Consider the following 24,266-nt stretch of genomic DNA (forward strand, 5'->3'; position numbering starts at 1 on the left):
CGGCTCGGGTTAGCGTCGGATCATGGAGTCGATCTGGAAGCCCGGGAGTCGCCGGCGACGCGAGCAGCCCGTCGTGGCGGTGCGCCCGAACGACGATGCGCCGACGCCGAGCAGCGCGTGGCCGACCAGCATTCCCGCTGTCGCGCAGGTCCTTCGAGAGGGCATCGACCTCTCGCCCGGTGTGACGTTCCTCGTGGGCGAGAACGGCAGCGGCAAATCGACCATCGTCGAGGGCGTCGCGATCGCCTACGGTCTCTCGCCCGAGGGCGGCTCGCGGCAGGCGATGCACAGCACCCGCCCGACCGAGTCGCCGCTGTCCGACTGGATCCGCCTGCAGCGCGGGGTCGGAGCGAGCAGGTGGGGTTTCTTCCTGCGCGCCGAGACGATGCACTCGTTCTACACGTACCTGGAGGAGAATCCGTCGACGCGCGGACCCGACATCGCGTTCCACGAGATGAGTCACGGCGAGTCGTTCCTCGCGATGCTGGGAAGCCGGTTCGACGATCCGGGCTTCTACTGCCTCGACGAGCCCGAGGCCGCGCTCTCGTTCCAGTCGACGCTCGCGCTCATCGCGGTGCTGCAGCGGATCGTCGACGACGGAGGGCAGGTGCTGTGCGCGACGCACTCGCCGGTGCTTGCAGCTCTTCCCGGTGCGCGGATCCTCGAGATCGGGGAATGGGGCATCCGGCCGACACGATGGGAGGATCTCGAGCTCGTGAGCCATTGGCGCTCGTTCCTCGACTCTCCCGAGCGGTATCTGCGCCACCTCCTCGGCTGACGGCGGCGTGGGTAGGCTGTCGGGCATGACCGAACAGGCCGCGCCGCGGCGCCGCGGACGACCGCGAGGAGGCTCCGATTCGCGCGAGCGCATCATCGCGGCAGCGGTCGACGAGTTCGGTGAGCAGGGCTACGAGGCGTCGACCATCCGGGCCATCGCGACTCGCGCTGGCGTCGACTCGGCACTCGTCCACCACTACTTCGGCACGAAGGCCGATCTGTTCGCCGAGGCCGTGGGCATCCCGATGCGGCCGGACATCGACGTGCCCGGCATTCTCGACGGACCCCGAGACGAAGTCGGAGAGCGCCTCGTCCGCTACGTACTGGAGTCGTTCGAGCAGCCCGAGGTGCGGCGGCGCGGCGTGATGCTCATGCGCACGGCGATCGGCAGCCGGCTCACCACCCCGCTGCTGGCGGGTTTCCTGTCGCGGGAGCTGATCGGCCGCATCGCGAAGCGGCTTGCCGTCGATGACGCCGAGCTGCGGGCCACGCTCGTCGCCTCTCAGATCGCCGGGATGCTCCTCACCCGGTACGTGCTGAAGCTCGGGCCGATCGCCGCGGTGCCGGTCGACGAGCTCGTCGCCCGCGTCGGGCCGACGGTGCAGCGCTACCTCTTCGACTGAGGCGGATGCCGCGCCCGGCATCCGTTCTTTCGCCGTTCCGGCGTGCGAAAAGTCGGACCCGCGGCCTGACACGCCGTCCGCGGCTGCCTGCCCGCGGTGTGTCGCCCCGGAAGTCCGACTTTTCGCACGTCGGGGAGGGCGCCGACCGCACCCGTGCGCCGACCCGCCCTTGTGCACGCCGACGCGCAGGCGCATAATTCATCACATGATGAATAAAGCGGCGGTGGAGATCTCGCAGCTGCGGGTGAGACGCGGACGGACGCAGGTGTTCGACGGCATCGACCTTGCGATCCCGCGCGGTGAGATCACCGGCCTGCTCGGGCCCTCGGGGTGCGGCAAGACGACGCTCATGCGCTCGATCGTCGGCGTGCAGAAGATCTCGGGCGGCACCGTGACCGTGCTCGGAGAGCCGGGCGGAAGCAGGCCCCTCCGCCAGCGGGTCGCGTACGGCACGCAGGGAGCCGCGACGTACGGCGACCTCACGGTGCGGCAGAACCTCGCGTACTTCGCGCGTCTGCTGAAGGCTCCGCGCAGCGACGTGGACCGGGTGATCGACGAGGTCGGGCTGCGCGAGCAGGCCGGGCAACTGGTCGAGTCGCTCAGCGGAGGACAGTCGACGCGGGTGTCGCTGGCGATGGCGCTGATCGGTACGCCGGAGGTGATCGTGCTCGACGAGCCGACCGTCGGACTCGATCCCGTGCTGCGCGCCGAGCTGTGGGGCCTTTTCCGCCGCCTCGCCGATCGGGGGGTGACGATGGTGGTCTCGAGCCACGTGATGGACGAGGCGCTGCGCTGCGACCGTCTGCTGCTGATGCGCGACGGGCGGATCATCGCCGACACCACACCTCGGGCGCTGCTCGACGACACCGGTACGAGGGATCCGGAGGCCGCGTTCCTCGCCCTGATCGAGAGGGATCGCCAGGCGCACGGGGTGACTCGTCGCACGCGACGAGAGGCGTCGGAATGAACGGACGACGGATGCTGGCCACCGCGGGCCGCGTGCTCGGGCAGCTTCGCCACGACCCCCGCTCGATCGCGCTGATGCTCGTCGCTCCGAGCCTGCTCGTGGGGCTGTTCGCCTGGCTGTTCAGCGATCAGGACGGCGTGTTCGACCGCTTCGGCGGGGCGATCCTGGCGCTGTTCCCCTTCATCGTGATGTTCCTCATCACCTCGATCACGACGCTCCGCGAGCGACGCTCCGGCACTCTCGAGCGGCTCATGACGACACCGGTCGGCAAAGCCGACTTCATCCTCGGCTACGCTCTCGCGTTCGGGCTGATGGCGCTGCTGCAGGCCGTGATCACGGTGTCGTTCGCGGTGGGCGTGTGCGGTCTCGACGTCGAAGGGCCGCTCTGGCAGCTCGGCCTGGTGGCCGTCGTCGACGCGCTGCTCGGCACCGCGCTGGGCCTGCTCGCGAGCGCCTTCGCGCAGACGGAGTTCCAGGCGGTGCAGTTCATGCCGCTGCTGGTGCTTCCGCAGATCATCCTCGGCGGGCTCTTCATGCCGCGCGATCAGATGCCGGACGTGCTGTACGCGATCTCCGACTGGCTGCCGCTGAGCTACGCGATCGACGCGATCAGCGCAGTGACGGCGGGGGACGAGGAATGGGACCTGTACGGCCCGCTGCTCGTGGTGGTCGCGTTCGCGGTCGGCGCGCTGGTGCTCGCCTCGCTCACGCTGAGACGACGCACGCGGTAGCCCGGATCATCGTTGCGTGCGCCGAGTGGTGTGGCGCGTGGGCGGCGTCTGCCAGGGGTCTTCCGGCCACGGATGCTTCGGATAGCGGCCACGCATCTCGGCGCGGACCTGCGTGTAGGGACCGGACCAGAACGACGCGAGGTCGCTGGTGACGGCGAGAGGACGCCCGGCAGGCGAGAGCAGGTGGAAGAGCACGGGAACGCGGCCGCCAGCCAGGCGGGGCGTCTCGGCCCAGCCGAAGCATTCCTGCAGCTTCACGGCGACGACGGGTTGCGCCGTCGGGTCGTCGACCGGCGGGTAGGTGATGCGGACCCGCGATCCGCTGGGCACCTCGAGGCGCTCCGGCGCCAGGGTGTCGAGATCGGATGCCGCGGGCCATGGCAGCAGCCGGCGCAAAGCCGGGGTGAGATCGATGCGCCCGGCCCTGGTGCCCGTCGCGAGGGTGCCGAGTTCCGAGCCGAGCCAGTCGTCGAGGCCATCGAGCAGGGCCGCGTCGGAGACGTCCGGCCAGGGAGCACCGACCGCGTGGTGCAGCAGACCCAGTCGGCGGCGCAGACCGTCTGCGGCATCCGACCAGGTGAACACGTCGAGACCGCGATCACGGATCGCTCTGCGCACCGCGTCGTGGCCGTCTTCCGCGGTCACGCGTACGGGAACAGAGGAGCGCACGATCGAACCGACTCGGCGCTCGCGCCGGGCGACGACGCGGTCGCCGACGAACTCCGCTTCGACGCGGTCTGTGAGCAGATGACCGGCGGCCTGCTCCATCTGGCTCTCCGAGATGACGGCGGCCGAGCGGATCACGGCTCCCGTGCCTGCGGTCAGGCGACCGGCGGCCCTGGCCACCTCGGCGACGGCGAGCCATTCGGCGTCTGCCAGAGGCGCGGACACCCCGGCCCTGGTGCCCGATGCGAGCAGGAACGTCGCGCCGTCCGCTGAGCGCTCGACCCGGTGGGCGACCCGCTCGGGGAACGCGAGAGCCACGACGACCCCGGCGTCGTCGAGGCTCGGGCGGCGCGCTGCCGGCGTCTCCGGCGGGGCGTAGCGCAGAAGCCGGTCGACCTCGCGGGTCCAGCGCTGCGCATCGGGTCCGCGACGGCCGCGCATGCCCGCTATCGCACTCGCGACGTCGGCCTCGGCGATGCGGATGTCGCCGCTGAGCAGCGCGACGACCTCGGCTGCGAGTCGGGCGCCGACGATCGGTGCGCCGTCACGCAACGCACGGGCGAGGCGGGGATCTGCCGGGATGCGGGCGAGATCACGGCCGGCAGGTGTCGCTCGGCCTTCTGCATCGATCGCGCCGAGGGCGCGCAGCACGGCGAGCGCCTCGCGCAGGCTGTCGGCGGGTGGCGGGTCGATCATCCGCAGACCAACCCCTCCGGGCGTTCCCCAGCAGGCCAGCAGGAGGGCGGCATCGGCGAGGTCGGTCGTGACGATCTCCGGCGCGGGTCTGGCCGGGGCTGCGGCATACGTGCGCTCGTCGATGCAGCGGATCACCGTGCCCGGCCCCTGACGCGTGGCGCGCCCCGCGCGCTGCACCGCGGACGAGCGCGGCGAGCCCGTCGTGATCAGGCCGCTCATGCCGCGAGCGGCGTCGCGCTGCGGATGCCGTGAAAGGCAGCTGTCGACGACGAGACGGACACCGGGGACCGTGAGCGACGATTCGGCGAGAGACGTGGTCACGATGATGCGCGGCGGCTGACCGCTGTCGCGGCCTCTGATCACGGCATCCTGCTCGGTGGCCGGGATCTGGCCGTGCAGTTCACGGACGTCGAACTCGGCCGCGTCCTGACGGATGCGGCGGGCGATCTCGGAGACTTCGCGGGCACCGGGCGCGAACACCAGGACGTCGGCGGATGGGATGTCGCGGGTGAGCTCGCGCCCGGCGGATGCCGCGGTGCGGGCGACGTGGTCGAGGAAAGCCCGGGTGACGCCCCGCTCGTCGAGGCGCGGCGACGCACTCGGGGCCCACAGCTCGGTGAGGGTGTGCGCGGGGACGGCGTGCGAGACGATCGGGGCCGGCGACCCGTCGCTGCCGATCACCGCGGCGATGCGGTCGGCGTCGATCGTCGCCGACATCGCGACGAGCACGAGGTCGTCGCGCAGCTGGCGGGTCTCGCCGAGCAGCCCGATGAGCAGGTCTGTCTCGAGCGCCCGTTCATGCACCTCGTCGATGACGACCGCATCGATGCCGTCGAGGCCGGGATCGTCGAGCATCCGTCGCAGGAGCACGCCGGCGGTGACGAACTCGATCCGCGTCGATGCCGACACCTGGCGCTCGCCGCGGACCGTGAATCCGACCCTGGCTCCGAGCGCGGATCCGTCGAGTTGCGCGAGGCGGCGGGCGGCGGCGCGTGCGGTCACACGGCGCGGCTGCGTGACGATCACGCGGCCGGGGGATCGCGATGCGAGCAGCGGCGGCACAAGGGTGGTCTTGCCGGTGCCGGGCGGCGCGCTCACGACGACGGATGAGCTCTGCTCGAGCGCGCCCCGCAGCTCGTCGAGCGCGGCGGCGAAGGCGAGCCCGTCGCCGATCCTCGTCAGGTCGAAGCCGGTGGCCGTCATCCGTCCTGCCTCGTGCGAACGCGGATCCGCAGCACTAGAGGTTGATGGCGATCAGAGTGACGACGACGACCAGGATCACGACGGCCACGCCGCCCCCGCATCCGATGGCGATGAGCGGGCCGTAGCCGAGACGGGAGACCTGTGCTCCCGAGTTCCGCGCGGCGACGATGAACTCGGGTCCGCCCCCGGTGTTCCACGCGCTGGCGGCTGCGGCCTGGTTCACGCCTCGCCCGACGTCGACTCCTGCCCCGAAGACCGGCTTGTCGAGCACGCTGGCTGCGGTTCCCGCCACGCCGTAGCCGATCGCGCGGCCCACGGCGCGCGGCTTCGCGAGGATCGGGTAGCTCTGTCCGCGGACCACGAGAGTGATGCGCTGAGCGGCCGACTTCACGGTGACCTCCGTCGCGGGCACGCTGAAGTACTGCGTCCATCCGGCCGGAGAGCCGACCCAGAGCGTGACGAAGCCGTTGCTGACCTCCGCCTGTGCGGGGTACCAGTTTCCGGTGGCGTTGTCGCCGAGAGATCCTGCGAACACGGCGTACGGCGGCTGAATCGGCATCGTCATGGCTCGAGTCTACGAAACCGGCAGAGCCGGCGAGCACGAGGAAGGCCGCCCCGCGTGGATGCGGGACGGCCTTCCTGGTCGTCACTCTGCGGCGGGGGCCGCGGGCGGCGGGGGTGTGGTCGGCTTCGGGTGGCGGACCACCGGGGCAGACGCGGATGCTGTGGCCATGCTCTCGCCGATGCCGCGGCCGACGGCCTGGCCCTGGATGATCGAGGCGAGGTCGACTCCCGTGGCTGCGCTGACGCTGTCGAACACCGACTTCAGCGCCTTGGCGCTGTCGGCGCCGACGAGGTCGGAGGCGCCGTCGCCGGATCCGCCGATGATCGACACGTTGCCGATCGTCGAGTAGCCCTTGGCGAACTCGGCCATGATCGACGGCAGCACGTCGAGCACGCGCTGGGAGAGGAACGCGTCCTGGTTGGAGGCGATGGCCTTGGCTTCTGCCTCGACCGCAGCTGCGCGTGCCTCACCTTCGGCGCGGATCGCGTCGGCCTCGGCGTTGGCGCGCAGACGCCGTGCCTCTGCTTCGGCCTCGGCCTGGGAGCGGAGTGCGTTGGCTTCACCGGTCGCGCGGGCGACTGCGGCTGCGGCCTCACCGTTCGCCTTGGCCTTGTCGGCCTCGGCCTGCTGCTCGGCGATGCGTGTGCGGGCCTCAGCCTGCTTGACCTGCTCGATCGCCGCGGCCTCTGCCGCCCTCTCTCGCGTGTAGAGCTCGGCCTGGGCGCGAGTCTCTGCTTCGTACCGCTGCGCGTCGGCGACACGCTTGACGTCGGCGTCGAGCTGGGCCTGCTTGTTCTCGGCCTGTTGCTGCAGAACCGCCTGCTGAGTCTGCTCGCGGGCGAGGTTCTCGGCCTGCTCGGCCTCGGCGCGTGCGCGACCGATTCCGGCGTTGGCGTTGGCGGTGTTGGTGTCGAGAGCGGTCTGCTCGACGAGGTTGGCTTCCTGGTTCGCGATGTTCTTCTGGTTGATCGCGCGGTCGGCGTTCGTCTGCGAGATCTCGGCGGACTGACGCTTCGCCTGGATCTCGGGGGCGCCGAGGGACTGGATGTATCCGACCTTGTCGGTGATCCCCTTGATCTGGAACGAGTCGAGGATGAGACCCTGCTCGGCGAGCTCCTGCGAGACGTCGGCGGCGATCTGGTCGGAGAACTTCTTGCGCTCGCGCATGAGTTCGACGACCGACAGGGTGGCGACGATGCCTCGGAGCGCTCCTTCGAGCTGCTCGGTGGTGAACTGCTCGATCGCCTTGTCCTGCGAGGCGAAGCGCTCTGCAGCTCGGCGCACGAGGATCGGGTCGGACCCGATCTTGACGATCGCGACGCCGTCGACGTTGAGGGTGACGCTGTCGAGCGACTGCGCCTCGGCGTTCAGCGAGACCTGACGCGAGCGCAGCGAGATGATCTCGTGGCGCTGGGTGATCGGGTTGACGAGCGACTTGCCGTTCACGATCACCGTGACGGGAGACTCTTCGGTCTCGCCGCGGCTTGTGCCGTCTGCGGCGACGACGGTGCGCTGCACCTTCTGCTTGCGACCCGAGATGACGAGGGCCTCGTCGGCGCGGGCGACCTTGATCCAGCTGCGTGCGAACAGCAGCAGGATGAGAAGGACGACGATCGCGACGACGATCGCGATCCCGACGATGACGAGAGTGCCGATTGCTCCGGCGATCTCCATGGATGACCTCCCTGGTTCCCCCCGAGGGGGCGGTCGAGTGTGCTGCGCGGTCGCGCAGACGTACAGGCTCCACCCTGCCAGATCCGATGCATCGCTGCATGGGCACTGCTGCCCACCGGATGAGTTCGGCCCGCCGAGGGCCCGCCGCCGCCCGGCTTCACGCCGCGAGGGTGTACCGGGCCAGACCTCCGAGTCGCGGCGTGCGCGCCGGATCGACATAGGGCGGAGGGATGAACCACACTCTGGAGGCGGCGCCGGCCCCGTCGATGCGGATCTCCCATCCGTTGTCGTGGATGCGATGGTGGCAGCTCTCGCACAGCAGCACCCCGTTGCTCAGATCGGTCGGGCCGGCATCCCGTTGCCACCAGGCGATGTGGTGAGCCTTCGTCATCTCTGGCGGCAGACCGCACATCGCGCATCCTCCGTCGCGTTCGGCGAGAGCCAGGCGCTGCGCTTTCGTGAACAGCCGCTTCTCGCGACCCCAGTCGAGGATCTCGCCGGCGGAGTCGAGGACGCAGGGGATGACGCCTCCCGAAGCGGCCATCCGTCGGACGGCCGCGATGCTGATCGGGCGGTCGGCGCCGTCGACAGTGCCGGAACCCGTGCCGGCCATCAGGTCTTCGAGGTTCACACGCACGACGACCGTCGCCCCGGCGAGAGCGGGCGCGCGGTTGTCGCATCCGAGCGTGTGAGCGCAGATCGAGCTCAGCGCGTCGGCCTGCAGCATCGCGACCGAGCGGTGATCGGCGTCAGGGGCATCGGGGTCGACAGCGTCTTTGCGTGCACCGAAGGCGGAGGAGACCCACCCGGTGATCGCCGCGCGGATCGGCGCTGCTGACTCGAGGTCGAAGACGGCGTTGAGGTGCAGGGCACCGTCGCGCTCGAACATCGTCAGCGACCGCCGCGCTCGTGCCTCGGCATCGCGTGGCGCCACGCCGTCGGGATCGAGCCATGCTTCCGCGCGGGCGATCAGCTTGCGGACGTCATCCAGAGACAGAGAGCCGGCCTTGTCTACGAGGAGTCGCTCGGCCTCGTCGATGCGAGAGATGTCGCTCGTGAGTCGCGCCCGGTCGAGCAGCGCGATGATGAGCGCTGCCGCGGTCGTGTGGAGCCCGCCGGCGGCGATCGCCTTCTGAACGGCGGGGTACTTCGCGGGCAGCCGCTCGCCCAGCAGGTCGCGGCGTGGCGCGGTCGCCTCGCCGACCTTCACAAGTCGGGTGGCGTCTCCGGCAGACGTGCCGCTGGTCGTCGCGATCAGCTGGGCGGCACCGCGGAACCCCTGCTGCTTCGCGAGCGACTCGGGGCCGAGCTCGGGCCGTGATTCGCGCGCGATGCCCGCCGCGACCTCGACGTGAAGTGCGTCGATGAGCCGACGCATCGCGCCGAGCGCGTCATTGGCCTCCACGAGCTGCGCGCGGGTGAAATCCTCTGTCTCACCGGCATCCGACCACAGTGAATCGAGGCGGGCGACCGCCTCGTGCAGTGGAGTGAGGTGCGAGGACATGCATCCAGCGTACGCTCGAGCAGAGCGACTATTCGAATGTAGTTTCGAATATGTGGAAACTACTTACATCGCCTTTCGCGAAGATCATCACGAATGGTTGCGCAGCTTCTCCGTGAGGTCGCGCAGCGTTCGCAGCTCCTCGTCGTCGAGGTGCGACATGCGCTCGGCGATCGAGCGGCCGTGCACGGTGGCGAGTGTGCGGAAGGCCCGCGCGCCGGCATCCGTCGCTCTGACCAGGGCACCGCGACCGTCTTCGGGATCAGGGCATTTCGCGATGAGGCCGCGAGAGACCATGCGGTCGATCAGGCGGGAGACGCTGGGCTGGCTGATCAGCATGTTGCTGGTGACGTCACGGAGCCGCGCAGTCATGCCGGGGGAGCGCGTCGCCGTGAGCAGGACGTCGTACTCTGCCTGCGAGAGGTGGGCGTCGTCGAAGTCCTTCACCATCTCGTCGAACAGCTCGTGCTGCGCGCGGAAGAGGCTCTCCCACGCCTCGAGGGCGAGCTTGCGATCGGTCATGGAGAACAGCGTACTGGCACTCGCGGACACCGCGCGGGCGCTCGCCGCGACGTCCCTCGGGTCGGATTCGGGGGTGGTCGGAGGGGCCGGCGGGAAGGCCGCCGGCCCCGGATGATCAGCCCTGGTCGTGCGCGGTCGTCATCCACTGCACGAGTTGATAGATCACGCCGTTGGGGTCGCGCATCTGGAAGTAGCGCTCGCCCCACTGCTCGGTCTCGATAGGGGTCGCGATGTCGACGCCCTGCGCCTGCAGGCGGCTGTACTCGGTGTCGATGTCATCCACTGTGAACACGACGAGCAGGCCGGATGCGGCGCCTGCCTGCGACTGCGGCTTGAAGCTCGCCAGTCCCGTCCGCAGGTAGATCAGGTTGATTCCGGCGTCCGCGCGGGTCAGCGAGCTGAACCCGTCGGCGGCCATGGCGATGGTGAAGCCGAGGTGCTGCTCAGCCCATCGGCTGGATGCTTCGACATCGGAGACGTTGAGGGAGACGGCGGATGCGGTGATGTTCATGGCTCTCCTTGTTATTCTGTACGACGTACAATGTAACGCGTACAACGCAACTATGACAAGATCATTCCCGTGAGCTCCGAACGCACCGGATCCGGCGAGCCCAGCAGAACCCTCGCGCTGCTGTGGGGTGAGCCGCTCGCGCCGCGTAAAGGGCCCGCTCGATCGATCACCGTGACGCAGATCGTCGACGCCGCCCTCTCGATCGCCGACGAGAGCGGACTGGGCGCCGTCACCATGAGGGCGGTCGCCGAGCGGGTCGGGGTGTCGACCATGTCGGTGTACACCTACGTCCCCGGCAAGCCGGAACTGCTCGATCTCATGGTCGATGCGCTGTACCTCGGGATGGAGCGGATGCCGTGGCGCGACGAGCGTTGGCGGGATCGTGCCGTGGCTGTGGCCGAGAGCAACCGCTCGCTGCTGGAAACCCATCCGTGGATGACAGAGGTTGCGGCGCTCAGTCGTCCTCCGCTCGGGCCGGGGGTGTTGGCGAAGTACGAGCACGAACTCGCGGCATTCGACGACGCGGGTCTCGATGACGTCGACGTCGATGCCGCGTTGACGTTCGTTCTCGGTTTCGTGCAGTCGCACTGCCGCGCGGCGCACGATGCCGAACGCGCGACGACCGACACGGCGATGAGCGATGCGCAGTGGTGGGAGGCGAATCAGCCGATCCTCGCGCGGGCTTTCGATCCGGAGGTCTATCCGCGGGCGGTGCGCATCGGTGCAGCGGCGGGGGAGGCGCAAGGGGCCGCGTGGTCTGCTGATGGCGCGTGGGAGTTCGGTCTCGAACGGGTCCTCGACGGGCTCGCGGCGCTGATCGAGCGCTGAATCAGCGGATGCTGTTCGGACGAGGAGTCCGTCGACGGCACAAGTAAAGGGCCGGTCGGAGAGGCTCCCGACCGGCCCTTGTCCCTTGCACCAAGAGTGTCCTGCAATCACATGAGGTGGATGCCACAGCAAACATTCACCGCGCGATCACTCTATAACGGCGCGGTAACGAATGCAACGGTTTGATCACGGAATCTTGGCTCGACACATCTGGGTGTCCTGTCTCACCGGATCTGTAGAAATCTCATCTACCTGTAGAACGTCGCACGGGAGTTGTAGATTCGCACCCGAGTTGTAGATCGGCGGCGTGTTGCCGGTTCCGCGCCGAATGGCGGAGTAACTTGCCGGACAAGTCAGGACCCGCACCGCGGAACACCTCCACGGACACCGGGGCCGAACGGAGTCCGCAATGACGCTGACCACCAACTGGCTTCAGGCGATCGATGGAACGAACGCCCTGGCGGCCACAATTCGATACTCGCTTCACGGGTTCGCCCGGGAGGCGACACCAGCGGATGCCGGGTCGATCGCCTTCGAGGAGACGGCCCCAGTCCGGAAATTTCCGGACTACCCCCACAAGCGCAATGTCGAGGGACGCTTCTGGCTTGCCTCGACGGGCCAGCACGTGCCCTTCGAGTCCTTTTGGGAGCGGGCGTTCTTGATGAGTCTCGATCGAACCCGGAGTGCTGAGGTGGTGTCGAGTCAGCCGATGTGGATTCATTGGCGTAACCCGAAGCGCCGGCATGCCCCCGACTACTTCGTTCGCCGCAAGGACGGCACCTCTCTTCTCGTCGACGTGAGGGAGAGGTCAGAGATCGAACCGGAGGATGCGGCGAAGTTCGAGCTCACTCGGCGAATGGCGGCCGCTCTGGGATGGGACTACCTCGTGTTCGACGATCTACCCGGAGCGACGCAACAGAACCTGAGGTTCCTGTTGCGTTACCGCGACCCGCAGTGGCTCGAGGGCGTGGCTCTCAGGGATCTACCGGATTCCGGTGCGATTCGACTCGTCGACCTCGTCGCGCTCCTCGACGACGCGCCAAACAGCGCACTCGGAGCGGCATACGCCCTCATATGGTCCGACATCGCTCGATGCGATCTCAGCCGTCCGCTGAGCATGTCCGCCGTAGTCCGATTCGGGCCAGACCGATGATCGTCCATCCCGGCGACTTGGTGAGATGGAACGACGAAGACCTGCAAGTCGTCGCTGTCCGGGCGACCTACACCACGCTGCGCAACGCCGAGATGGGCGAGGATCTCGAGGTACTGAACGCCGATCTCGCTGAGCGCGGCGAGCCAGCAACAGTGCGGTCGACGACCGACGTGTTGGACTTGGGTGTCCTTGACGAGCTCCCACCCGCCGACCGCAAAGTCGTGGACGTGTGGCTCGAAGAACTCGACCGACTCTCGGACCTCCTTGAAGCCGGGACGAAGAAGACGCCTGCCTACCAGGTGACCGTCGACAATGTGAATCGTCGACTTGGAACGGACTACAACGCGATCAAGGTGACGCGGCAGCTTGCCGCTCTCGACGAGTTCGGCGTCGCTGGGCTTCTTGACCGGCGCCGATTCGGGATGGCGGACAGGCCTCGATCAACACAGGATCCGCGTCTCATCGAAGCGATCGTCTCCGCGATGGACGGTCAGACTCGAGCGTCGACCGGCACGGCCGACCGTCTGATCTGGATGGTAGAGCGCGATCTCGAAACCCGGTACGGAAAAGGCGCGGTTGACGTGCCCAGCAGGGCAACGGTCTATCGCCTGATGGAACGGTTGGAAGCCGGACGGCACACATTCGGAACGGCGCGCACGCGCAGGACGACGGCGAACCAGCCCAGCCACGTCTTCGGCAACCGGACTGGGATGCGCCCCGGCGAACAGGTCTTGATCGACACCACTCCGATGGAGATTCTCGTCGATTGCGACGGGGAACAGGTGCGTCCTGACCTCACGATCCTGCTCGACGAATGCTCTCGGAGCGTTCCGGGCGCGATCGTGACGATCGGCACGCGCAGCATCGATCTCGTTGTCCTGCTCGCACGCGCTCTCGTCCCGTACGCCTACCGGCCCGAGGGTGTTCGCGCCAACCGTCGAAACATCGCCCAAGCCTGGGTGGGAGACGACGACCTCATTGCGCAACGCTTTGAGGACGCACGCGACGCGCAACAGTACATCTTCCCCGAGACGATCACCACAGACCGAGGAGCATCCTATGTGTCGAGACACTTCACCGATGCATGTCGCACACTCGGCATCTCCCTGAACCTCGCGGCGGCATACACGCCCACCCAGAAGGCAAAGATCGAGCGTATGTTCCGCACGATCAAGAACCGCTTCACGCAGTACGTGGTCTCTTTTCTCGGCGAGAGCGCCGACATGCGCGGCGACGAGAGGTTCCCGACCGACCGGCTGCTCACGCTCGAACAACTGCAGGAGCTGCTCGAAGACTGGATCGCGGCAATCTGGCAGAACCGCCCCCACGGCTCACTACGGGACCCACGCCACCCGAAGTTCAAGCTCAGCCCGAATCAGATGGTGAGCGCATACCGACAAGCCGTCCCCGAGCTGCTGATCCCACTCACCGCCGATCACTACATCGCACTGCTCCCAAAGAAATGGCGCGGAATCCATCACTACGGAGTGAACCTCGACCTCCGACGATACGACTCCGAAGCGCTGGGCACCCTGCGCAACAAGCGATCGCCCGATCGCCGACACGCGGGTCAATGGCCGATTCACGTCGATCCATACAACCCCATGATCGTCTGGCTCCAACTCGAGGACGAATTCATCCCACTCAGCTGGCGATCCCCGTACTCGAATATGCCGATGGCCGATGAGATCTGGCGAATCGCACGCGCACAAGCCGCAGCGCGCGGTGAGGAAGCGCCGACGAATGACGACCTGAACGAGGTCCTCCGCCGCTTCATGAGCACCGGCAATAAGTCCCTGACCTCACGCGAGCGCAAGCGCGCGAAGTCGAACATGACCGACCCTCTCGGGATCACCAACCAGCTGGCGACGCTCTCCCCAGCACCCACGGACTCGGAGCGAGAGATCGCGCCGACCAGCAGCGACGACTCGACCGAAGAGGCTGCGTCCAGCTGGCCGGTGGCGCCTCCGTTCGGGCTCACGCGTCAAGCGGAAGGAACGGAGTGATGTTCGACGATCTGCTCGCCCAGTTCGACTTCGATGCCCCGACCGTGAACTTCGATTACACGACGAAGGAAGGATGGCGGGAGTTCGTCGAGTTCGATGCTCCACGTCCCGCGCCTTGCACCATGAGCGCGTACGAGGAGATGGCCTCATCGGACCGAGCAATCTACAACATCGCTCGCGAGCGCTTCATGTCGGTGGGTGCTCGTATCGCCACACCCTCACTTCGGAGATTCGTTGCGGCAGCCAGCAGTGCGATGGCCGACAATCGCTCGCCCGACGCGAGCAAATCCGGAGTCGTCATCTCCGGACGACCAAGTATGGGGAAGACGACGGCCGTCCAAGAGTTCGGGCGAGCATATGAACGAGCGCGGCGAGAACGTGCGGGTACTCGAAGAAAGGACCTGATCCCCGTCGCCTTCGCTCAAGTGCCCACGCACGCGACCGAGAAGACGATGATGAAGAAGCTCGCGGAGTTCTACGCGCTTCCGTTCTCTCAGACAGCGTCCTACGAGACGCTGCTGGGTCGGGTGAGCAACGTGATGCGGGCCTGTGAGACGGAGATCGTCATCATCGACGATATCCATCGCCTCGATCTGCGCTATCGCGCGAGCGAACAAGCGGCGGACGCGCTCAAGGAACTCTCGGAACGCTGCCCCGGAACGATGATCTACGCCGGAGTGAACGTCGCGCAGAACGGGCTCTTCTGGGGGTCCCGGGGAGAACAGATCATGGCCAGATTTGAGACTGTCCAGTTCGACGAGTACGACGTCGCAACCAACGAGGGAGCTGCGGTCTGGGGAAGGGTCCTCACTGAACTTGAAGACTCGCTCTGCCTCATCCGTCAGACTGAAGGCGACATTCTGAGGATTGCCGCGGAGCTTCGCGAGATCTCGCGAGGATCGCTGGGACGCATGGCCAAGGCGATTCGGCGTTGCGCTCGCGATGCGATTCGTGATCGTTCCGAACAACTCGACCTGGATCATCTCCTAGTGGTTCTCGAGACGATACGGCGACTTGAAGATCGCGTAGCCGACGAAGCGGCACAGAGCACACGACGATCACGAGGGCGACGGGCGAAGGCTGGCCGATGAGAGTGCTGCCGGCGACGGTCAGCCCGTTCCCGGGCGAAACCGTGCGGAGCCTTTACAACAGGCTCGTCGAACGCAACTCCCTGACGGCCGGAGAACTCTGGACCGCCATCCGCAAGTCGAAGCAGGGGCTTCCATTGCGGACAACGCCGGCGGCCGCGCCCGACGTGGTCGCGCAACTCGACGATCTACCAGCGAACTGGTTCGACCGAGACGACACCACCAACCGACTCTTCAGCCGCTGCATCCACAACAACTGGGCCCACGCGCAATGCGCGCGCTGTTCCGCGCTTCCCAAGCCGGTCACGATGTGTCGGCGGTGCGCGAGTGGTATGAAGGTCGAGGTCCAATCTCGGGCCGGCGCCTTTTGTGCACGCCACGAGCGCTGGCACTACGACGGGCGCGACGAGGCGATTGGGATCCCCGTCGCGTATGCCCGCGCGGAACGATGCCTGACAGGAACTCTCTGGGCGCGTGGGATCGGCCTCGACACGGGCGAGATCGAGCTCGCCTGCGAGATCATCTCGACCTACCGTGAATTCGTCTACCGCGATAACTCCACCCGCAGCGCAGACCAGCGCCTGCGCGACTTCTATCCTGATGCTGTCGAACTGACCGCATTCCTCACGGCGCCTTCGGCACTGGCGTTCCTTCGCAACAGACAGATCGGGCACCTTCCCGTCGCCGCGATGGTCGAGGCGGCTGTGACGGCAGTCGCGTCGAGGTCACGGCACCGACTCAGCTCCGTGCACGGGATGTTCCAGGCCTCCGGCCGTGAACTACGACTGGGCGATTCAGAAACCAAGCCCCTGCGGCACGGGCGCCCCCTTGAAGTTGGAGCGCTTGGTGGTCTGGTCCGTGACAGTGTCCCTCGTATTCGAGCGGTCTTTCTGCGCCACGACGACGCTCGTCGTCCACTGCCGACGCTGCGCGACCAACCTCCACGCCATCGATAGACGCGATGCGTACCCTGCCCATCTACGTCGACCCGGTGCCCGCCGAGACGGTCAGTGGATATATCGGGCGCATCGCCCAGACGCACTGCCTGGAGGTTGGGGAGATTCGCCGCATGCTGATTCGAGAGGCGGGGCGTTCAACGTGGAGCGACACCGATCCACGTATCGCGCTCGCGCTCGCCCGGCTCTGCGGCCTGCCCGATGATGCACTCGAGGTGTCCTTCGAAGACCACGGGATGTGGACTCGCTGCGGTCATCCGCGCTGGAAGCCTCAGAAGTGCCCGCGGTGCCGCACGCTTGCCGAACCACGCACTGCCTGCGTGGAATGTGCCGGTGGGCTCGCAACCACTACCCGAGCGAGAACCGGACCTCTCTGCCTGAGGCATGGCCGCTGGACGCTTCGCGGACTGGACATAAAGGTCTCCGTTGGGGCGTCCGCGCGCCGCGCCGAAGAGACCCTGCGCGGACCACTGTGGGAACGCGGCATCGCCCTGCACACCGGCGAGTACAACCTCGCGACCGCAGCGGTACTCGCGTGGTCCCAAGGGCACGACGGTGACACGTTCCTCGACGAGCGCGCCCAACGGCTCGGCCTACCTGCACCGACCACGTTTGAGGAGGTGATGTTGTGCGGCTATCCCGAAGTAGTGAGAGTTGTCGAAGTCGCGATGAGCCCACGAATACTCCGCGGCGTCCTTCAGGTGTCGCGATCGGCACTACCGCAGATCGATGGCTTCGCAAACATCATCGCAAATGCGCTAAGTGCAACAGTAAACGAGCGCCTACACGACTGGGCGGGCGCCGTCATCGGTCACGCGCACCGCGCGGTCCTCTACGCTGCGGGGCTCAGACGAACCAAAAGCGCCAAGAACGCCCTATGCCCGCAAGATCGCGCGCTCATCGTCGCGTCCGGTACTCAACGGGCATGCCTGCTCCGACACGTCTCGCCACGAATACTGGACGGACTCATGCGAGGCCACACTGAGGGCACATCGCGACTGAGCGTGACCCGAAGATCTCCCCTGGAACCAGATGAGTTGGCGCTGCCGTGACCTAGCGGCTGCGGAGATCCGGGGCGCCGTCGGGGACTAAATCAGCCAGAGGCAGACCAAGCACCTGCGAGAGCGCGAGCATCGTTCGAAGCGTCGGGTTCGCCGGGTTCCCAGGACGCGACTCTCCTTTTTCGTACTTCTGATACGTGTACCGCGTGAGGCCCGATCTGTATGCCACATCTTCCTGGCTCAGCCCGGCACGCTCGCGTGCGGAACGGAGCGAGGTCGCGAAGCGCTGGGAGTACGCGCTCCACTCCGCTTCAATCTCATCGTTCCGTCGGGGCACCTACCAAGCGTCTCGACGGGCCACTCCTCGCATGGCCTAATCGGTATGGCATAATTCGGAAGGCCATACGAAACAATCTCGTCCTCGTCGGATCGCTCCGCTCTTCCCTGCACGTGTGCTGCCCATCCCGATGACAGGCGGTCGCGTCGCGGGAAGGCCCGTGCGAGCGACCGCGATTGTGATGGTTGAGATGCTCGAGTCGTACCCGATCTGGTGGCAGGAAATCGACTCGCCGCCGCCAGCTGAGTGGGTGTTCATGTTCGAGGACTTCACCGGTGACGACACAGCCGAGCAGTGGGCGTTGGCGGCGGCGATCTTCATCGCTCAGACTCGTCGCCGCACAACAGCAGGTCCGACCTTTGCAGAGCTCTTCACACACCTTCTGCCAGACACTGACGGGCTCCCCGGACCCCTGCCACGAAACCTAGACTTCATGCAGCGGCGCCGCGCAGTCGCGGGCTTCCGCGGCCACGCGGCAATCGAATGGCGCCGACGAGGAATGATCAGCTTCGACAACGGCGTCATGCGCAGCCTTCGCGTAGGACGCGAGTTTCGCGAGCGGTCGCGGCGTCGCCAACAGGCCCGAGAAGCCACACGCCATCAGTGCGAAACCGATCGCGAACCGAGCTCGGAACTCACCGTCATGACCGCCATCACGGAACGAGAAAGTTAACTTGACCGAGAAATATCCGCCGGAACTCCAGGGCCTCCTCAAGCGGATCGCTCCAGGCTGGCCAGAACTGCTGGAAGTCGGAGCCGGCTGGTACCCGCTGCTGACCAGACTCGATGCGACACTGTCCGTCATCGCCCCGAACTACGTCATACAGCAGGTGAAATCGAAGTTTGGCGCCCTGAGCCTCTACGCCGACCCGTCTGATGACCCGTCGAGCTTCGATGAGGCATTTACGGAGGCGGTGCGTGCGGCTGAGTGGGAGAGTATCGAGACGTGCGAGGTATGTGGGGCGCAGGCTAAGCAGTATGTGATCAGAATGTGGGTCTCGACACTCTGCCTAGGTCACGCGGCCGAGACGAGAGGTGACGCGGTCCGAGAGGGCCTCGAAGGCGAGTACCGACTGTTCGAATAGGTGCAGGCCATGCAGGATCGCTCTGGATTCAAGTTCTTCAAACTCTTCAAGAAACCGAGTGCCAGCAGCCATGTGGTCGCGCCTAACAACGGTGCGAGCGACACTTGATCGATTGCAACTTGCGCGCGCAAGTGCGACCGGCTACAGTCATGTCAACTTGCGCGTGCAAGTTACCGCGCAGGTCCCGAATCCTGAGCGGTTTGCCGTCTAGCAACCGTGCCGAGTTCGGTACCCCCTTCGACAATGGAGTCATCATGACCACGCCCTCTCATCCCGGCACTCCCGCCGAGGGATCAAGGACCGAGCTGCCGTCGCCACTTCCTCCCGCGCCTGGTGCGCTCCAGGAGGGCATCCGCACGGTTACGGGCCTCGTTCGTCCGCTTCAGGCCACGCGCTCATACATTTGGCTGCTCGTCCTGGCACAGTTCGGAATCTTCGTAGCGTTCATCACTCCGCTCGCGATCTCTCTTGCGGTGCGGGTGAGCGCACTGGCGCCGGGCTTCGAAGAGGTGTACCTGGGCTACATCACCGGGGCGGCCTCCATCGTCGTGATGATCATCACTCCTATTGTCGGAATCCTCAGCGACCGGACGCGCTCGCGTCTGGGTCGTCGACGTCCGTGGATCCTCGGCGGAATGCTCGTCGGCGTGGGGTCGCTGTTCGTCATGGGTTTGGCGCCGAACGTGCTTCTGCTCGGGGTGGGTTGGATCCTGGCTCAGATCGGGTGGGGCCAGGCCCTGGCCATCCTCACCACCTCGATGGCAGATACCCTCCCTGAGCACCAGCGCGGCAAGGTCGCCGGACTTGTCGGGTTTGCCACTCAGGTCGCACCCGTCGCCGGTGTGATTATCGCCGGCACTCTCGTCGCGGATTCGCTCCTGCTCTTCTTGGTCCCCGGCCTGGTGGGCGTCTTCTTCCTCACCCTCTTCCTGCTCTTCTCTCGAGAGCAGGACAGCCGCGAGATGATTATCTCGGGCGTTCTCACCATCGGAACGACGTTCCGGAAGTACCTGTTCAACCCTGCGAAGTACCCCGATTTCTCGCTTGTCTGGTCGGGCCGGTTTTGCTTCTACTTTGGGCTCACCCTGAACACCGCCTTCACCGCCTTCTTCTTTGCGGCTCGCCTGAACATCAGTGTCGAGGAGATCGCAGGCATTCTCGCCACTCTGAGCCTGGTCGGCATCGCAGCCACGACCATCGGGGCAATCGGTGGAGGTTTCCTCTCCGACAAGCTGCGCCGCCGTCGGCTCTTCGTTCTCCTGGCATCCGTGATCTTCGCCGCGGGCGTCGTGACGGAAGCTGTCGCGACGGACATCACGATGCTCTTCGTCGGATCGCTCATCGCGTCCGTGGGCATCGGAGCGTTCTCTGCAGTGGATCAGGCGCTCCTCCTGGACGTCCTTCCCGAGCGTGACACGGATGCGGGTCGATTCATGGGAATCGCCGGATTCGCCACTGCCATTCCGCAGGCGATCGCGCCGTTCGTTGCTCCGCTCATCCTCGCGATCGGGGTGACTTCGGCCGGGGACAAGAACTACACCTTGCTCTACTTCATCGCCGGAGCGATCACTCTGGTCGGCGGTCTCATCGTGATGCGAGTTCGGCAAGTGCGCTGAGTCGACAAGATGGCGGGGCCCGCAGCGACTAGCGTCGCTGCGGGCCCCGAGGGTGTGGATGTGAGCCCGACTACTCCTGAGTGGTCGGGGTCACGGATGTCGACGCTCGGGCAATGAGCTTGACCGCGGACGTCTGCTCCCACTCCGGAGTCGGCGTTTCATCCATCGCATGAATGGCCAGAGCGGCGAGGTAGTGCCCCAGGCCTGTCGAGTCGATCCGAACACTCGAGATACGCGGCTCGAACATCAGCGCCATAGGGGTGTCGTCATGTCCGATGACCGCGAGGCTCTGAGGCACAGCAATCTCCGCACGCGCGGCGGCCCCGATGATGGCCGCTGCGACATCGTCATTGAACGCCACCACACCTGTGATGCCGGCTTCGATCCATTCCGAGACGGGCGGATCGACCTCAGAAGCTGCAGGATTGAGCTCGAGGGTAGCGGGCGTCTCGAGACCGAGTTCGATCGCTGCGGCCGTGGCCGCTTCCTCGCGGGCGTCCGCGAGCTCGAACAGCCGTGGATCGCTCGGTCGGGCAAAACCGAGCCGACGGTGGCCCAGGTCGTGAAGATGCTCCACCTGTAGTCGAGGCCCGCCCTCGCTGTAGCGAACCTCCGAGACTTCCTCAGGGTCCGGGACGATTCGCTCGACTCCCGCTGCGCGCATTGAGTCGATCAGCGTGTCGGAGAACGGGAAGAGGCCCATCACGACGTCCGGCTGCAGCGTCTCCCACAGCGGGCGTGCGCGCGCCCCTTCGTGCGGCGTATAGGTGATCAGCGCGTACCCGTGCTCATCGAGCGCGTGGGTCGCCTCATCGATGTTCTCTCGAAGGCTGTACTCGATAGGCCAGTCCGGAAGAACGAGCAGTACGAGGTGACTTCGTCCACTGGCCAGAGCCCGCGCAGCGATGTGTGGCCGATACCCTAGGCGTCTCGCTTCCGCGAGCACGCGCTCGGTCGTCGCTGCAGAAATCGTCTGCCCGGGGGTCTCGTTGAGAACGAACCCCACGGTCGCTCGCGAGACTCCGAGTGATCGAGCGATGTCTGCCGCGGTTACCCGACGGCGTGATTTCTGCAATGCCACTGTCGCTCCTTCGTTGCAGGGTGTGCTCCTCACCAAGTCCACCACAGCAAGGAACAGTCTGCAGGATTGACTTGTGCGCGCTAGCACTCATGTTATTCTGATTGTTCACTAGCTCGCGCTAGTCAGTCAGACAATGGAGTCTCGGCAGCCCGACTGTCGAAGCTCTCACTCAAGGAGCGCCGATCCGATGCCCGAACCCCGATCCGCAAGTTTCGTCAGCCCGCCCTCTGCACAGGGCGCCGTTGGGGAACATGCCTCGTACCTCCGCAAGGAGTTCGTCGCGTCGAGCGTCCCCCGCCGCGCCACCCTGCGGTCCACCGCCGTGGGACTCATCGAGCCGCACCTCAATGGTGCCGTGGTTGGCGACGAGGTCCTCGCACCCGGATGGACCTCATACCGGCATCGGCTCGTCGTGAGTACCCACGACGTCACTGACCAGATCACAGCAGGAGCGAATGTCATCGCCGCCGTGCTCGGCGAGGGGTGGGCCATCGGACGTTTGGGCTGGGAAGAGCGACGTCACCACTATTCCGATCGTCCTGCGGCGTGGTTCGAACTCGAGATCGAGTATGCCGATGGGAGTCGCGACACGATCGTCAGTGACACATCGATGACAGCGTCACGCGGCGGAGTAGGCGCGAACAGCATCTATGACGGGGAGACGTTCGACGCTCGCAACGAGCCGGATGGATGGGATCGGCCGGGCTTTGACGACAGCGAGTGGGGTCCGGTCGAGGCCTTCGACTGGCCGCTCGATGCCCTCACGGAGCCGATCGCGCCGCCGATCCGCCGCATCGAAGAGCTGACGCCGAAACAGACTCTGCGCACGCCTTCCGGCAAGCTCGTCGTCGACTTCGGGCAGAATATCTCTGGCTGGGTCCGTCTCACCGTTCAGGGCGACCCCGGGTCGACGATCACGCTGCGCCATGCAGAAGTCATGGTCGACGGGGAGATCGAGATCGAGACGCTGCGCACTGCTGCGGCCACCGATCAGTATGTTCTCCGTGGTGGTGCGGTTGAGACGTGGGAGCCGCGATTCACGTTCCACGGCTTCCGATACGTCGAGGTAGACGGGTGGCCTGGTGAGTTGGCGGACGACGCGATCCGAGCAATCGTCGTTCACTCCGACATGACCCGGACGGGATGGCTGACGACCTCCAACCCGCAGTTGAACCAGCTGCACTCCAACGCCGTGTGGTCCATGCGCGACAACTTCGTCGGCATCCCGACCGATTGCCCGCAACGTGACGAACGCCTCGGTTGGACCGGAGACATCAACGCGTTCGCTCCCACCGCTGCCTTTCTCTACGACGTCCGAGGTGTGCTCGGATCCTGGTTGAGAGATCTCGCCGTCGAGCAGGCGGAGAAGGGGTTCGTGCCCTGGGTCGTGCCGGACGTCCTGTCGACCCCTTCCTCTCCGACGGCCCTCTGGAGCGACGTGGCCGTGAGCCTTCCCTGGGCGCTGTACCGCGAATACGGCGACGAAAAGATCCTCGAGGACGCGTATGTGTCGATGAGCACATTCATCCGCCAGGTAGCCGACCTCCTCGATGACGACGGGCTGTGGAGCACCGGCTTCCAATACGGCGACTGGCTCGACCCCGACGCCCCCGACGACAACCCCGCCGGCGGCAAGACCGACCGCCACCTCGTCGCGGGCGCCTACCTGTGCCGCACCACACGCGAGATGGCGGACAGCGCGCGCATCCTCGGGCACGACGATGACGCGGCAGAGTTCGACGCACTCGCGTCGAGGGTGCGCGAGGCTTTCCGCCGCGAGTACGTGAGCCCGAACGGCCGCCTGGTCAATGAGACGGCGACCGCGTACGCGCTCGCGATCTCGTTCGGGATCCTCGATGAAGAGCAGACGCGCCATGCGGGTGATCGCCTGGCAGCCGTGGTCGCGCAAGCGGGCTATCGCATCTCGACCGGATTCGCGGGAACGCCGCTGGTCACGGATGCTCTGACCTCGACTGGACACCTCGACGAGGCCTACCTCCTTCTCCTGGAGACGAAAGCCCCGTCGTTCCTCTACCCCGTGACCATGGGCGCGACGACGATCTGGGAGCGATGGGACTCCGTCCGCCCGGACGGAACGATCAACCCTTCTGGGATGACTTCACTGAATCACTACGCGCTCGGCGCGGTGGTCGACTGGATGCACCGCACGATCGGCGGCCTCACGGCGACCGCCCCCGGGTACCGCCGCATGCGCATCGCCCCTCAGCCCGGAGGCGGGCTAACCCACGCCGACCTGACGCACGACACGGTGCACGGCAAGGTGTGTGTCTCCTGGCGGATGGACGGCGAGCGGGTCTCTGTCGATGTGACCATCCCCGAGGGCACCACGGCGGAAGTGGCACTGCCGATGCACCCCGATTCTGCGGTCATCGAGGTCAGCGGAGGAGACCACGCGTGGCAGTACGACGTCGCAGCCGTCGCAGATCGTGCCCCGCTGAGCCTGGACTCCACCCTTCGCGAAGTGTCCGACGACCCGGCTGGGTGGCACCGCTTCACCGAAGCCTTCGCCCGTCACTACCCGGGAGTCCCCCTAGACGGGAAAGCCCCCGAAGCTGCAGGGATGTCCATCCGCACAATGCTCGACTACGTGCCCGGTGCCTCTGACCAACTGCGAGATGAGCTGCAGAGCGCTCTCGAGGGAACATCCCGCTGAGCCCC

The 24,266-nt window shown here is 66.4% G+C and carries 22 protein-coding genes; 14 read left to right on the plus strand and 8 right to left on the minus strand.

The window, feature by feature from the left end; genetic code table 11:
* Window positions 1-22: 22 nt before the first annotated feature.
* The 4 genes from ACI3KT_RS10670 to ACI3KT_RS10685 all read left to right on the plus strand — a co-directional run bounded on the left by ACI3KT_RS10670 (window position 23) and on the right by ACI3KT_RS10685 (window position 3,098).
* On the plus strand, window positions 23-778 hold the full coding sequence (locus tag ACI3KT_RS10670) for an AAA family ATPase (RefSeq protein ID WP_404904159.1): 756 nt from the start codon (window positions 23-25) through the stop codon (window positions 776-778).
* A gap of 25 nt (window positions 779-803) precedes the next feature.
* Entirely contained in the window at window positions 804-1,400 is a 597-nt protein-coding gene (locus tag ACI3KT_RS10675) for a TetR family transcriptional regulator (protein ID WP_404904161.1), read from the plus strand.
* A gap of 208 nt (window positions 1,401-1,608) precedes the next feature.
* Window positions 1,609-2,367, plus strand: a complete 759-nt coding sequence (locus ACI3KT_RS10680; RefSeq protein ID WP_404904384.1) for an ABC transporter ATP-binding protein — start codon at window positions 1,609-1,611, stop codon at window positions 2,365-2,367.
* Window positions 2,364-3,098: an ABC transporter permease gene (locus ACI3KT_RS10685; protein WP_404904163.1), complete on the plus strand. Its 735-nt coding sequence runs from the start codon at window positions 2,364-2,366 to the stop codon at window positions 3,096-3,098. The genes ACI3KT_RS10680 and ACI3KT_RS10685 overlap by 4 nt, the downstream gene beginning before the upstream one ends.
* A gap of 6 nt (window positions 3,099-3,104) precedes the next feature.
* Here the strand turns inward: ACI3KT_RS10685 and hrpB are convergent, their stop codons facing one another.
* The 6 genes from hrpB to ACI3KT_RS10715 form a co-directional block, all read right to left on the minus strand.
* On the minus strand, window positions 3,105-5,663 hold the full coding sequence (gene hrpB, locus ACI3KT_RS10690; RefSeq protein ID WP_404904165.1) for an ATP-dependent helicase HrpB: 2,559 nt from the start codon (window positions 5,661-5,663) through the stop codon (window positions 3,105-3,107).
* A 34-nt stretch (window positions 5,664-5,697) separates the two neighbouring features.
* Window positions 5,698-6,228, minus strand: coding sequence for a hypothetical protein (locus ACI3KT_RS10695; RefSeq protein ID WP_307294632.1), 531 nt, complete (start codon window positions 6,226-6,228; stop codon window positions 5,698-5,700).
* A gap of 81 nt (window positions 6,229-6,309) precedes the next feature.
* Window positions 6,310-7,902 (minus strand): SPFH domain-containing protein, encoded by a 1,593-nt coding sequence (locus ACI3KT_RS10700; RefSeq protein WP_292905976.1) that lies wholly within the window; start codon window positions 7,900-7,902, stop codon window positions 6,310-6,312.
* Between the two features lie 157 nt (window positions 7,903-8,059).
* Window positions 8,060-9,406, minus strand: a complete 1,347-nt coding sequence (locus tag ACI3KT_RS10705) for a DUF222 domain-containing protein (protein WP_404904167.1) — start codon at window positions 9,404-9,406, stop codon at window positions 8,060-8,062.
* 87 nt (window positions 9,407-9,493) lie between these two features.
* On the minus strand, window positions 9,494-9,925 hold the full coding sequence (locus ACI3KT_RS10710; protein WP_292905980.1) for a MarR family winged helix-turn-helix transcriptional regulator: 432 nt from the start codon (window positions 9,923-9,925) through the stop codon (window positions 9,494-9,496).
* 115 nt (window positions 9,926-10,040) lie between these two features.
* Complete coding sequence (locus ACI3KT_RS10715; protein ID WP_404904169.1) at window positions 10,041-10,436, minus strand: VOC family protein; 396 nt, start codon at window positions 10,434-10,436, stop codon at window positions 10,041-10,043.
* Between the two features lie 69 nt (window positions 10,437-10,505).
* On the opposite strand from ACI3KT_RS10715, the gene ACI3KT_RS10720 reads away from it, so the two are divergent.
* The 6 genes from ACI3KT_RS10720 (at window position 10,506) to ACI3KT_RS10745 (ending at window position 17,519) form a co-directional block, all read left to right on the plus strand.
* Complete coding sequence (locus tag ACI3KT_RS10720; RefSeq protein ID WP_404904171.1) at window positions 10,506-11,264, plus strand: TetR/AcrR family transcriptional regulator; 759 nt, start codon at window positions 10,506-10,508, stop codon at window positions 11,262-11,264.
* 409 nt (window positions 11,265-11,673) lie between these two features.
* Window positions 11,674-12,417 (plus strand): TnsA-like heteromeric transposase endonuclease subunit, encoded by a 744-nt coding sequence (locus ACI3KT_RS10725; protein ID WP_127481800.1) that lies wholly within the window; start codon window positions 11,674-11,676, stop codon window positions 12,415-12,417.
* Window positions 12,414-14,423, plus strand: coding sequence for a DDE-type integrase/transposase/recombinase (locus ACI3KT_RS10730; RefSeq protein WP_164743631.1), 2,010 nt, complete (start codon window positions 12,414-12,416; stop codon window positions 14,421-14,423). Before ACI3KT_RS10725 ends, ACI3KT_RS10730 begins: the two co-directional genes overlap by 4 nt.
* Window positions 14,423-15,514: a TniB family NTP-binding protein gene (locus tag ACI3KT_RS10735; protein WP_127481802.1), complete on the plus strand. Its 1,092-nt coding sequence runs from the start codon at window positions 14,423-14,425 to the stop codon at window positions 15,512-15,514. The genes ACI3KT_RS10730 and ACI3KT_RS10735 overlap by 1 nt, the downstream gene beginning before the upstream one ends.
* The gene (locus ACI3KT_RS10740; protein WP_127481803.1) at window positions 15,511-16,467 is read left to right on the plus strand and encodes a hypothetical protein; all 957 of its coding nucleotides are present in this window, start codon (window positions 15,511-15,513) and stop codon (window positions 16,465-16,467) included. Before ACI3KT_RS10735 ends, ACI3KT_RS10740 begins: the two co-directional genes overlap by 4 nt.
* Before the next feature lie 5 nt (window positions 16,468-16,472).
* On the plus strand, window positions 16,473-17,519 hold the full coding sequence (locus ACI3KT_RS10745; protein WP_127481804.1) for a TniQ family protein: 1,047 nt from the start codon (window positions 16,473-16,475) through the stop codon (window positions 17,517-17,519).
* Between the two features lies 1 nt (window position 17,520).
* Here the strand turns inward: ACI3KT_RS10745 and ACI3KT_RS10750 are convergent, their stop codons facing one another.
* Window positions 17,521-17,805 (minus strand): helix-turn-helix transcriptional regulator, encoded by a 285-nt coding sequence (locus ACI3KT_RS10750; RefSeq protein WP_206516659.1) that lies wholly within the window; start codon window positions 17,803-17,805, stop codon window positions 17,521-17,523.
* A 181-nt stretch (window positions 17,806-17,986) separates the two neighbouring features.
* Here ACI3KT_RS10750 and ACI3KT_RS10755 point away from each other — a divergent pair, with 181 nt between their 5' ends.
* The 3 genes from ACI3KT_RS10755 to ACI3KT_RS10765 all read left to right on the plus strand — a co-directional run bounded on the left by ACI3KT_RS10755 (window position 17,987) and on the right by ACI3KT_RS10765 (window position 20,506).
* On the plus strand, window positions 17,987-18,478 hold the full coding sequence (locus tag ACI3KT_RS10755) for a hypothetical protein (protein WP_404904173.1): 492 nt from the start codon (window positions 17,987-17,989) through the stop codon (window positions 18,476-18,478).
* A gap of 1 nt (window position 18,479) precedes the next feature.
* On the plus strand, window positions 18,480-18,890 hold the full coding sequence (locus tag ACI3KT_RS10760; protein WP_404904175.1) for a hypothetical protein: 411 nt from the start codon (window positions 18,480-18,482) through the stop codon (window positions 18,888-18,890).
* Between the two features lie 254 nt (window positions 18,891-19,144).
* The gene (locus tag ACI3KT_RS10765; protein WP_404904177.1) at window positions 19,145-20,506 is read left to right on the plus strand and encodes an MFS transporter; all 1,362 of its coding nucleotides are present in this window, start codon (window positions 19,145-19,147) and stop codon (window positions 20,504-20,506) included.
* A gap of 70 nt (window positions 20,507-20,576) precedes the next feature.
* On the opposite strand, the gene ACI3KT_RS10770 is transcribed toward ACI3KT_RS10765, so the two are convergent.
* Complete coding sequence (locus tag ACI3KT_RS10770; RefSeq protein ID WP_404904178.1) at window positions 20,577-21,632, minus strand: LacI family DNA-binding transcriptional regulator; 1,056 nt, start codon at window positions 21,630-21,632, stop codon at window positions 20,577-20,579.
* 142 nt (window positions 21,633-21,774) lie between these two features.
* Between ACI3KT_RS10770 and ACI3KT_RS10775 the strand changes: the two genes are divergently transcribed.
* A complete protein-coding gene (locus ACI3KT_RS10775) occupies window positions 21,775-24,261 on the plus strand; it encodes a family 78 glycoside hydrolase catalytic domain (RefSeq protein ID WP_404904180.1) in 2,487 nt (828 codons plus the stop codon).
* Window positions 24,262-24,266 lie beyond the last annotated feature (5 nt).

The sequence above is a fragment of the Microbacterium sp. ZW T6_19 genome (assembly GCF_044987465.1).
Taxonomy (GTDB): domain Bacteria; phylum Actinomycetota; class Actinomycetes; order Actinomycetales; family Microbacteriaceae; genus Microbacterium; species Microbacterium natoriense_A.